Genomic DNA, 11,016 nt, shown 5'->3' on the forward strand with positions numbered 1-11,016 from the left:
CAGCAAAGGATTTCAAGGAAGTAATATGTCTATCTTTGTGAACAAGGACTCCAAGGTCATCGTTCAGGGCATCACCGGTGGCGAGGGTACCAAGCACACCGCACGCATGCTCGCAGCAGGCACCAACATTGTGGGCGGCGTGAACGCTCGCAAGGCTGGCACCACCGTCACCCACAAGGCGAAGGACGGCTCCGACATCGAGCTGAACGTGTTCGGTTCTGTAGCTGAGGCTATGGAGAAGACCGGCGCGAACGTCTCCATCGTCTTCGTTCCCCCGGCCTTCACTAAGGCAGCAGTTCTCGAGGCTATCGAGGCTAAGATCGGCCTCGTCGTCGTCATCACCGAGGGCGTTCCGGTTCAGGACTCCGCAGAGTTCTGGGCAGCTGCTAAGGCATCCGTGGACGAGAACGGCAAGCAGATCACCCGCATCATTGGCCCCAACTGCCCCGGCATCATCTCCCCCGAGGAGTGCCTGGTTGGTATTATCCCGGCGAACATCACCGGTAAGGGCAAGATTGGTCTGGTTTCCAAGTCCGGTACCCTGACCTACCAGCTGATGTACGAACTGTCTGACATTGGTTTCACCACCGCTATCGGTATTGGTGGCGACCCCATCATCGGCACCACCCACATCGACGCTCTGGAAGCTTTCGAAGCTGACCCCGAGACCGAAGCAATCGTCATGATTGGTGAGATCGGTGGTGACGCTGAGGAGCGTGCTGCAGAGTACATCAAGGCAAACGTGACCAAGCCCGTCGTTGGTTACATTGCAGGCTTCACCGCTCCTGAGGGTAAGACCATGGGCCACGCAGGCGCTATTGTCTCCGGTTCCTCCGGTACCGCTCAGGCGAAGAAGGAAGCTCTGGAAGCAGCAGGCGTGAAGGTCGGTAAGACCCCCTCCGAGGCTGCAAACCTGATGCGCGAAATCTTCGCAGCGAAGTAAACAGCATAAAAACGCGGCAGATGCCGGTAGTCCCTGAGGCTACCGGCATCTGTGCTTTTAACGCCCCGCTACCGCCCGCAAATATTGCACTAGAAAGTAAGATTGTGCACACAGTGCCACAAAAATATGTAAGTATAACCAGAACCTTTGTATACTGGAGGACATTGAGCCTAGTCAGAACCATTCTGAGCGGCTCCAAGAAACACCAAACACTCACAGGAGATCACCACACTCATGACCCAGCCCATCTCTCGCCGCGCCATCGCCAAGGCAGGCGTCTGGTCTGCACCCGTCGTCGCAGCCTCCGCAGCAGTGCCCGCCTACGCAGCATCCAAGGAAACCCCCGGCGTACAGTACGGCGTGTACGTCAGCGTGCAGAACAACGGCGGCTACGTCGGCTACGCATCCTCCAACAACACCGGCACCATCAACCCGGCAACCCCCGAGGCACACTTCACCGCCTCCGGCACCCCCGACTCCGACATCAACTGGGACGACGCAACCTCCAAGCCCAAGAGCGCAACCTACGTCAACGGTGAAGGTAAGTTCACCCCCGTCACCAACTCCCAGACCGGCGCAAACGGCGCATACATGTCCTCCAGCGGCTTCTGGTGGTCCGTACCGACCAAGGACACCGCAACCGGCACCGGCTACATCCCCGGCAGCAGCGTCACCCTCGCAGCTGGCGCAACCTTCGTGACCGAGGTTGAGTACACCGTCGCCGCCAGCGCACAGTCGCTCCTTAAGTTCGGTAAGATCAACGGCCAGGCATGGGCCCCCTCCGGTCGCAAGCTGACCGGTAAGACCACCGAACTGGTAGCCTCCGCAGGCCAGGCAAAGTACCTGTCCGTCGCGCAGACCGCTGGCACCTGGACCGCAGAAGTACCGACCATCACCCAGAACTCCGACGGCACCTACACCTTCAAGGGTCGTATCGTCTACACCACCAGCAAGGCGTACACCATGAAGCAGTCCGGCACCAAGTACTACAGCCAGACTAACTTCATGCCGGCGCAGCTGCGCTTCCCGGCAAACGACGGCTGGGTTTCGTACAAGCAGACGTCCAGCGTGCAGGTCGCTAACCTGACCTACTCCGGCAACGGCGCGACCGGTTCTGAGAGCGTTTCCGGTCAGGCCACCACCGCGGAGATTCACCCGTAATAGGGCTCAGCCCGTAGTAGGGCAACCCCTCATGCAGGGTACAAGCGTATAGAAAACCCCCGGCGGATACACTGAATGTATCCACCGGGGGATTTCTGCATCTGTATAGTTCTCAAATGCTTGAAAACGAATTCCAGAGCGGCTATATACACTTGGGAGAGCTTATTAGGGGTGTTGTAACTAGCCGACCGTCGTGCCGAACGCCAGACCCAGCAGGTAGGTCACAAACGCTGCACCAAAGCCAATTAGAATCTGACGAACACCGCGCTTGAGCGGGGACGCGCCCGAAAGCAGACCCACCACGCCGCCGGTGAAGCCCAGCGCCGCACCCACAAACAGCAGAGACAGCCCCATCGCGAACACACCCGACAAGCCAAAGATATACGGCAGAATCGGAACCAACGCACCCGAAGCAAAGAACGCAAAGGACGCAGCGGCAGCACCAATATCGGTACCCAAAGCCACATTCTCCTCACGATCCTCATCCTCGCGGTGAGACAGCGACGGATCACAGTCACAATCCATGTAGCCGAAACGCTCCATCGCACGGTGATGCGCCGCCTCCGGCTCCATACCGCGGGCACGGTAAATGAGCTCCAGCTCGTTAGCGTCCAGATCCAAATCACCCGCCACACGCAGGGTCACCCGGGTCGGCTGGGATGCATCCAGCAGCTCACGCTGAGAACGCACCGACACGAACTCACCCGCCGCCATCGACAGCGCACCAGCCAGCAGGCCCGCAATACCCGAGAGCAGAACCATCGAGCTGGACGCGCCCGATGCGGTAATACCCATAATCAGCGCCAGATTCGAGACCAAACCGTCATTAGCGCCAAAGACCGCCGCACGGAAATTACCCGAAAGCTTCTCGCGACCATTAGTCGCCAGGGCGCGAATAATTTCCTCGTGAATTGCCTCGTCAGCCGCCATTTCCTCGGTAGCGTCTGGATCCTCAGCGTAGGGGGAGCGGGATTCCGCGCGCTGAGCCATCGCCAGAATAAACACCGAACCGAAGTTCTTCGCCAAGAACTGCAACACCAGAGATTGCATGGACGGGCGCACGTGCACATTCGCGTGCTCACCGAGCATGTCACGCCAATGTTGCTGGTGACGCTTCTCCGCCTCAGCAACCTGCAGCAAGATTTCGCGGTCGGTGCCCTCGGCACGGCGAGCCAGGTAACGGTAGATGCGTGCCTCCGACTCCTCGTCGGCCAGGTAGCGGCGCCAACGCTTAATCTGCGCGGGGGAGGGGGAAGTAACCGCACTGTGGCGGGTCGGCTTGTGCTCGGTCGCCTCAGCTGCGGTCCTTTCGGCCTCGGCCGCGTCAGCTTGAAGCTTCTCGGTCTGCTCGCCGTACGTGTCTTCGCCGTGCTCGTTCGGGGCGTGCGTGCTCATATCTCTCTTTCCACCGGATGCGGGTCGCGCCGGGTATCTCCCGGGCGCACAATCATGCGTTCAATCTGTGTGTTCTGAGTTGATCAGTGAACAACTGTAGAGCACTCCGAACAGAAAATCTAGGACGGCCTAACCCGATGTTATTGTTCGCCTCAACGTACTTTGTGATACCGCACGGGCGAGGACTCAAGGGGCGGGAAAGGTAAAAGTGCCGGGAAGAAGCGGGGCAGCTTCGAGCATAAAAAGCCGGGCGGGTGCACCCTCCATAAGGAGAGCGCACCCGCCCGGTTGGTGGCTCTAAAAACTAGCGTCTACATGGTTTGCCGCCATAGGTAGGCTGCAGTTTAGAGGCTACAACTTAGATGGTTGCGGCTTAGATGTTGCCTTCGCCGTTCTCCAGGAACGCGCGGATGAACCACTGGAACTTCTCCAGCTCAGCGGTCTGACCGATCAGCAGGTCCTCAGTGACGGGGTCGGACTCACCGGCAAAAGCAATAGCCTTGCGGTGATCCTTGATCACACGGGTGTACACGTCGTTCAGGGCGTGCAGGTGGTCAGCAACGCGTGCGCGGCCGACGGGGTAGTCCTCGACGGTGCGCTGTGCGACCAGTGCGCCAGCCAGGCCGTTGGGGGTTGCGCCCAGGGTTGCCATACGCTCTGCGATGGCGTCGACGAACTCGCGGACGGTGTCGACCTGGGGGTCAATCATTTCGTGAACGGCGATGAAGCCGGGGCCGGTCACGTTCCAGTGAGCGTGCTTCAGCAGCAGGTGCAGGTCGTTCAGGTCGTGCAGACGTGCCTGGAGAACCTCGGAAATGCCCTTGCCTTCTTCGAGGGTCAGGCCGGGTGCGGTGTAGTTTGCAAATGCCATGATGGTCTCCTTCATGATGCTGTGATGTTTGTGGTTCGGTGGGATTTGTCGCCCCGCCGAATCGTTATTATGAGTAAATCATTTTAAGGAACCGCTGTCAAGGTTATTTTGAGTAATTCGTAATAAATTGTCATCTATGTGTCGCGCCGCACTTAAAAGCTCCTGCTCAAAAGGCACTATTCAAAAGCTCCTGCCCAAACGTGCCAGCCCCGAATGCTCGCGTGGCTCACCGCCCAGGCGCACACAAAGGGTGGGACGCGCGGTATCTCATATCGCGCATCCCACCCTTTACGGTGAAGCGTATTCAGTTTTCTATAGAGCTTTCAGTCCGCGAACTACGCGGCTACCCCAGCGCGCGAACCGCCTGTAGGGTCAGCTCCTCATGCTTGAGGCGCACGGTGCCCAGCTCCGCCGGAACCTCCAGCTCGCCCGGCACAACAATCACGCGCATACCCGCCGCGGTCGCACTGCGCACGCCCGAGGGGGAGTCCTCAATCGCCACGCACTGAGTCGGATCAACACCCAGGCGCTCCGCTGCCAAAAGATAGGGCTGCGGGTTGGGCTTGGGGTGGGTCGTCTCGTCGTTGCCAATAATCACCGAGAAGGTACCCTCGGGGGCGGCGTCAGCGGTGCGGCGAGCCACGGAGGTGGTTGCATTCGTGACGACTGCCGCCGGAATCTGCGCCTCGCGAACCTCCGAGAGGAAACGCTCAATACCGGGCAGGAACTCAACCGGCTGCTGCGCCAGGGTTTCGTGCACCTTCGCCACCAGTAGGTCGTTAATCTCCTCGTCCGGCAGGTTCACGCCGCGCTCGCGCAGGCGATCCAGAGTGAACTGCATGGACAGACCCAAGCAATCGAGGGTGTCCTGCTCGGTCCAGGTGCCACCGAAATCTGCGGCGAGAGCAACCTTAGCGGCAGCCCATACGGGTTCGGTGTCAACCAGGGTTCCGTCGTGGTCGAAGAGAATGGCGGCGGGGAAGGTGTTCGTAGTCGTCATGTCATTAAGCCTACCGGTTTATTTCTGAGGCGAGCGTAGGACAGTGTCCCCAATCGTCACCAAAAAATCTGTGCCCGCGTTCTGGGGGTTCTTGGCGATAGTGAGCAGCGCATTGGCAACGTCCTCACGGGCAATCGTCGGAATGCCCGGAACGCGTTCGACACTCGCCATGTTAAATACCTTCACCCCGCCCCTACCGGGCTTATCGGTCAGCCTGCCCGGATGCGCCCGCGAAATATACGGCTGATATTCGGCGACCAGGGCGTCCGCCTTAACCTTGTCGGTAAAAATGCCGCGCATGATGACCTTGCATGCCAGGCGCATGGGCAGGGATGCGGTCCGCACCGTATCGCCTACGCCGTAGGCGCTCATCAGAACGCAGTGCTTCACGCCTGCGCCCGTGACCACCTCCATGATGAGAGGCAGGCGCTCCTGCATGAACGTGGAGGAGAGAAACTCTCGCACCGTGGCTTTCTGGCCCAGGATGCTGACCATCACGTCTTGCCCGGAGGATGCTGCGGCGAGCTGTTCGGCATCGTTCAGGGCTCCCGGAACGATAGTGAGATTTTGGTGCGACCCTAGTAGTGCTCGTGCTTTATCGGGGTTGCGCACGTAGGCGGTGACGGTGTGCCCCTGTTCTAGTGCTTTGCGGGTGAAGAGGCGACCGGTGCGGCCGGTTGCGCCGAGAACCAGTATTTTCATGTGGGTCCCCATTCGTGACTGTGATTGTTGTGGGAGCCCGCAAGCGCCCAGTCCGGTCAGTATAGCAATGTGGTTTCGACTGGGGGCTTTTGGTTGAGGCTCTTTCAAGCGGGGTTTTGGCTAGGGCTCAGAGCAGTGCGGGGTGAAAAACGAAAAAAGTGGAGAAAATTTTTTGAAAACCCCTTGCGAAACATAGTTGAGTGGAGTAGACTCAAGTTATGTAATGCGAGGGGACGTAGGATAGGCCCCTGAATGCACGATACGAAAGGACATCATGGATATTAAGTTCACGACCAAGAGTCAAGAAGTTATCTCCGCCGCTAACACCAACGCGCAAACGGCGGGTAACCCCACTATTGAAACCTCCCACATCCTCAAGGCCCTGATGGATCAGCGCGAAGGCATCGCAGTCTCGGTGCTCAAGGCCGCAGGCCTGGATGTAGACGCCATCTCCGAGGCTGCTTCCGCAGAAATCAAGAAGCTTCCCAAGGCATCCGGCACCTCCGTGCAGAACGCCTCCTTCAGCCGTTCCGCACTCTCCGCCCTGCAGGCTGCGCAGACCCGCGCTCAGGGCTTCGGAGACACCTACGTCTCCACCGAAATGATTCTGCTGGGCATTGCCAGCGGAACCGATAGCACCGCGACCGCCATGCACAAGCTTGGCGCTACCGCAGACCTCATTGCACAGACCATCCCCAACGTCCGAGGAGACCGCACCGTGGATACCCCCGACCCCGAAGGCACCTTCCAGGCCCTCGAGAAGTACGGCACCGACCTGACCGCCATTGCCCGTGCGGGCAAGCTCGACCCGGTCATCGGCCGTGACTCCGAGATTCGCCGCGTCGTGCAGGTGCTCTCCCGCCGTACCAAGAACAACCCCGTTCTGATTGGTGAGCCCGGCGTCGGTAAGACCGCCGTGGTTGAGGGCCTGGCACAGCGCATGGTTTCTGGCGACGTGCCCGAATCCTTGCGCGGCAAGACCCTGATTAGCCTGGACCTGGGCTCCATGGTCGCAGGTGCTAAGTACCGCGGTGAATTCGAGGAGCGCCTGAAGGCAGTTCTCGAGGAAATCAAGAAGTCCGAGGGTCAGATCGTGACCTTCATCGACGAAATTCACACCGTCGTCGGTGCTGGCGCATCCGAAGGTTCCATGGACGCGGGCAACATGCTCAAGCCCATGCTTGCCCGAGGCGAGTTGCGCCTGATCGGTGCCACCACCCTCGACGAGTACCGCGAGAACATCGAGAAGGACCCCGCCCTGGAGCGCCGCTTCCAGCAGGTGTACGTGGGTGAGCCCAGCGTAGATGACACCATCGGTATTCTGCGTGGCCTGAAGGAACGCTACGAGGCACACCACAAGGTGCAGATCGCTGACTCCGCACTGGTTGCCGCAGCAACCCTGTCCAACCGCTACATTCCCTCCCGTCAGCTGCCGGACAAGGCAATTGACCTGATTGATGAGGCAGCATCCCGCCTGCGCATGGAAATTGACTCCGCCCCGGAGGAAATTGACCAGCTGCGCCGCGCCGTGGACCGCCTCACCATGGAGGAGCTGGCTCTTGCCGACGAGACCGATCCCGCATCGGTTGAGCGTCTGGAGGCCCTGCGCAAGGACATGGCTGACAAGAAGGAACAGCTCGACGCCCTCAACGCCCGTTGGGAAGCCGAGAAGGCTAGCCTGAACCGCGTGGGTGACATCATGACCCAGATTGACGAGCTGCGCTCCCGCGCAGAGGTCGCACAGCGTGAAGGTAACCTCGCCGAGGCATCCCGCCTGCTCTACGGCGAGATTCCCGCAAAGCAGGCCGAACTGGAAGAAGCACAGCGCGCCGAGGACAACGCCAAGAATGAGTCTATGGTCTCTGAAGAAGTCACCGCAGACGATATCGCCGAGGTGATTTCCTCCTGGACCGGCATTCCCGCAGGTCGCATGATGCAGGGTGAGTCCGAGAAGCTGCTCGAAATGGAGAAGCGCATCGGTGCCCGCCTGATTGGTCAGGAAGACGCAGTGGTAGCTGTCGCTGATGCTGTGCGCCGTGCCCGCGCAGGCATCTCCGACCCGAACCGCCCGATTGGTTCCTTCCTGTTCCTGGGCCCGACCGGTGTCGGTAAGACCGAGCTGGCTAAGGCACTGGCTGAGTTCCAGTTCGATGACGAGCGCGCCCTGGTGCGTATCGACATGAGCGAGTACTCCGAGAAGCACACCGTTTCTCGCCTGGTCGGTGCCCCTCCCGGATACGTCGGCCATGAAGAGGGCGGTCAGCTGACCGAGGCTGTACGCCGTCGCCCCTACTCGGTGGTCCTGCTCGACGAGGTCGAGAAGGCACACCCCGAGGTCTTCGACATCCTGCTGCAGGTGCTCGATGACGGCCGCCTGACCGACGGTCAGGGCCGCACCGTGGACTTCCGCAACGTCATCCTGATCCTGACCTCGAACCTCGGCTCGCAGTACCTGGTCAACCAGGACCTGCCCTTCGACGAGCGTTCCGAGAAGGCCATGGAGGTTGTGCACCAGGCATTCCGCCCCGAGTTCCTCAACCGACTGGACGACATCATCATGTTCCAGCCCCTGTCGGCTGAGAACCTGGGTCAGATTGTGGGTCTGCAGGTCAAGAGCATGGCTAAGCGCCTGGAGGACCGCCGCCTCACCCTGAACGTGACCGAGGCAGCCCTCGAGTGGCTGGGTAAGACCGGCTACGACCCGGCGTTCGGTGCCCGCCCGCTGCGCCGCCTGGTTCAGCGCGAGATCGGTGACCGCCTGGCTCGCGGCATCCTCTCCGGTGCCATCCACGACGGCGACACCGTGACCGTGGACGTGAACCCGGACGTTGCCAGCGACGGCCTGGTCGTGACCTCCGAGCGTGAGCAGAAGGCTGAGGACTAAAACTCAACCGGCTGGCTGGATAGGCCCGGTTACTTGGCAGGGCCCGGCTTGCTGGGCGGACTTAGCCTGTGGCTGAGTTTGCCAGTTCGAAACCATAAGAAATAGGCTGTGGGGTACCCTCGAAATGGGGGTGCCCCACAGCCCTTTAACGTGCGAGAACAACGTACGAGAGCACAGAGCATAGAGGAGAAGAATGGACCGCTGGACTGACCAACAGAACTTTGCCGCAGCCGGTGAACAGCGCGAAGAAATCGCCTCCGTGCACCGTGCCGCAATCCGCTCCATTCAGCGAGTCGTCTCCGAGAACGCCACCCCGCACGACGAGGGGTACGCCGCCGCGGGTATTGCCGAGCTACTCAAGGCGGGTAAGGTTCTCGTGCTCACCGGCGCGGGCGTGAGCACCGAATCCGGCATCCCCGACTACCGCGGCCCGGGTGGTTCCCTGCACGATCACCGTCCCATGACCTACCAGGAATTTCGCTACGATGACGCCGCGCGTCAGCGCTATTGGGCGCGCTCCTACGTGGGCTGGCGCCGCATGCGCCGCGCCCAGCCGAACCGTGCCCACTATGCGCTCGCTGAGCTGGAGCAGCTGGGTGCCGTGAGTGGTGTGATTACGCAGAATGTGGACGGTCTGCACGCCCGCGCCGGAAGCTCTAATCTGCTGGCGCTGCACGGTGACCTGTCGCGTATTGTGTGCCTGGACTGCGGTCAGGATGAGGGGCGCGAAAGCCTCGATACGCGCCTGGATGCGGCGAACCCCGGCTACCTGGCGCGCCTTGAAGACGAAGACCTGCGCGTGAACCCCGACGGTGACGTGGAACTGGACGACCGCTACATCCGCGATTTTCAGATGGTGCCCTGCCTCGCCTGCGGTTCGACCCGCCTCAAGCCGGACGTGGTGTACTTTGGCGAATCCGTGCCCGCCGAACGCAAAGCGCTCAAGGATGCCATGCTCGCCGAGTGTTCGGCGCTGCTGGTGGTCGGCTCCTCGGTAGCGGTCATGAGCAGCTACAAGATTGTGCTGGAGGCTCTGCGCGCCGGCAAACCGGTCGCCATCATTAACGGAGGTCCGGGACGCGCCGATGCGAAGGCAACCTACCTGTGGCGTAGCGGCGTGGGTGAGGCGCTGGAGCTCATGCTTGACGAGATTGACGACTAAGTAGCACTGGCACAACTAGGTGGCGCCGGCACGACTGGGTAACGCTGGCGCCCGGCGAATTTTGCCGCGCGTGCACTGACCTGTAGTTGGCCCGTCATTAACTGCACGAAAGTGCTACTTTGTGGCGTAATTCATTTTAAATAGCCCCTGGACAGGCGGATACACCCATTACGCGAGGATAAAATGATGGGATGGACATTCGACACACTATCACTCGCTTCGGTGCCACCGCCCTGATTGGTTGCGGCCTGGTGGTTACCGCAATCCCCGCAACGTTCGCTCAGAACGGCGAAGAGTTCGTCACTCACGTCTACTCCGACAAGGCTACTTCCCACATTTCTGAGGTTTGGTACAAGGGCGAAACCCTGAAGGTTACCGGCGAGGGCTTCCTGACTCAGGACGGCACCTCCGGCTCCGTTATCGCTATTAAGCTGAACAAGGGTACCGTCAAGATTGACGGCCAGGACTACCTGGAAGTTAAGGCTGACGAGAAGGGCAACTTCTCCGTTTCTATTCCCTGGCAGAGCGACCTGGATGAGCGCATCTCCGTGGACGTCTACCTGCTCTCCGGCTCCCTGAAGGATAACGACACCGCTCGCGGCGGCAAGGCTGCGACCGTGAAGATTGAGGCTCGTTCCGTTCAGGAAGCAACCCCCTCCGCTACCGCTTCGGTGAGCCCTTCGGCGACCGCGAGCGCATCGGCTTCCGCTTCTGTGGTGGCGACCCCCTCCGCTTCTGTTGCGCCCTCCGCATCTGCGACTCCGTCTGCTTCGGCTACCGCCGCTGATGAGGTTGTCGCCTCCGTGGATGCCAAGATTAAGAACCGTGCCGATGAGAAGGCTACCGCTTCGGTGAGCCCCTCGGCTACCGCATCGGCTTCCGCTTCTGTGGTGGCGAC

General features: G+C 60.5%; 8 protein-coding genes and 1 pseudogene. 5 read left to right on the plus strand and 4 right to left on the minus strand.

The window, feature by feature from the left end; all coding sequences use genetic code 11:
* Nucleotides 1-25 precede the first annotated feature (25 nt).
* A complete protein-coding gene (sucD, locus tag HMPREF2605_RS01500) occupies nt 26-943 on the plus strand; it encodes a succinate--CoA ligase subunit alpha (protein WP_005504562.1) in 918 nt (305 codons plus the stop codon).
* Between the two features lie 234 nt (nt 944-1,177).
* Nucleotides 1,178-2,104, plus strand: a complete 927-nt coding sequence (locus HMPREF2605_RS01505; protein WP_070846731.1) for an amino acid oxidase — start codon at nt 1,178-1,180, stop codon at nt 2,102-2,104.
* A gap of 180 nt (nt 2,105-2,284) precedes the next feature.
* On the opposite strand, the gene HMPREF2605_RS01510 is transcribed toward HMPREF2605_RS01505, so the two are convergent.
* From HMPREF2605_RS01510 to HMPREF2605_RS01525, 4 genes are all read right to left on the minus strand, one after another.
* A complete protein-coding gene (locus HMPREF2605_RS01510; RefSeq protein WP_070846732.1) occupies nt 2,285-3,499 on the minus strand; it encodes a VIT1/CCC1 transporter family protein in 1,215 nt (404 codons plus the stop codon).
* Nucleotides 3,500-3,872: 373 nt separating this feature from the next.
* Entirely contained in the window at nt 3,873-4,370 is a 498-nt protein-coding gene (gene dps, locus HMPREF2605_RS01515) for a DNA starvation/stationary phase protection protein Dps (RefSeq protein ID WP_005508202.1), read from the minus strand.
* A gap of 343 nt (nt 4,371-4,713) precedes the next feature.
* Nucleotides 4,714-5,370: an HAD family hydrolase gene (locus HMPREF2605_RS01520; protein WP_070846733.1), complete on the minus strand. Its 657-nt coding sequence runs from the start codon at nt 5,368-5,370 to the stop codon at nt 4,714-4,716.
* 18 nt (nt 5,371-5,388) lie between these two features.
* Nucleotides 5,389-6,072 (minus strand): NAD(P)-dependent oxidoreductase, encoded by a 684-nt coding sequence (locus tag HMPREF2605_RS01525; protein ID WP_070846734.1) that lies wholly within the window; start codon nt 6,070-6,072, stop codon nt 5,389-5,391.
* Between the two features lie 274 nt (nt 6,073-6,346).
* On the opposite strand from HMPREF2605_RS01525, the gene clpB reads away from it, so the two are divergent.
* The 3 genes and pseudogenes from clpB to HMPREF2605_RS01540 all read left to right on the plus strand — a co-directional run.
* Entirely contained in the window at nt 6,347-8,956 is a 2,610-nt protein-coding gene (gene clpB, locus HMPREF2605_RS01530) for an ATP-dependent chaperone ClpB (RefSeq protein WP_070846735.1), read from the plus strand.
* Nucleotides 8,957-9,149: 193 nt separating this feature from the next.
* Nucleotides 9,150-10,118, plus strand: coding sequence for a Sir2 family NAD-dependent protein deacetylase (locus HMPREF2605_RS01535; RefSeq protein WP_070832034.1), 969 nt, complete (start codon nt 9,150-9,152; stop codon nt 10,116-10,118).
* Between the two features lie 191 nt (nt 10,119-10,309).
* Nucleotides 10,310-11,016, plus strand: a pseudogene (locus tag HMPREF2605_RS01540) (calcium-binding protein); the annotation flags it as partial.

It is taken from the genome of Rothia sp. HMSC065C03 (assembly GCF_001837295.1).
Classification (GTDB): domain Bacteria; phylum Actinomycetota; class Actinomycetes; order Actinomycetales; family Micrococcaceae; genus Rothia.

Coding starts and splice junctions, on each gene's coding strand:
- HMPREF2605_RS01535 (WP_070832034.1), top strand. CDS start 9,150: ATGGACCGCTGGACTGACCAACAGAACTTTGCCGCAGCCGGTGAACAG.
- HMPREF2605_RS01505 (WP_070846731.1), top strand. CDS start 1,178: ATGACCCAGCCCATCTCTCGCCGCGCCATCGCCAAGGCAGGCGTCTGG.
- HMPREF2605_RS01520 (WP_070846733.1), bottom strand. CDS start 5,370: ATGACGACTACGAACACCTTCCCCGCCGCCATTCTCTTCGACCACGAC.
- clpB (WP_070846735.1), top strand. CDS start 6,347: ATGGATATTAAGTTCACGACCAAGAGTCAAGAAGTTATCTCCGCCGCT.
- HMPREF2605_RS01510 (WP_070846732.1), bottom strand. CDS start 3,499: ATGAGCACGCACGCCCCGAACGAGCACGGCGAAGACACGTACGGCGAG.
- dps (WP_005508202.1), bottom strand. CDS start 4,370: ATGGCATTTGCAAACTACACCGCACCCGGCCTGACCCTCGAAGAAGGC.
- HMPREF2605_RS01525 (WP_070846734.1), bottom strand. CDS start 6,072: ATGAAAATACTGGTTCTCGGCGCAACCGGCCGCACCGGTCGCCTCTTC.
- sucD (WP_005504562.1), top strand. CDS start 26: ATGTCTATCTTTGTGAACAAGGACTCCAAGGTCATCGTTCAGGGCATC.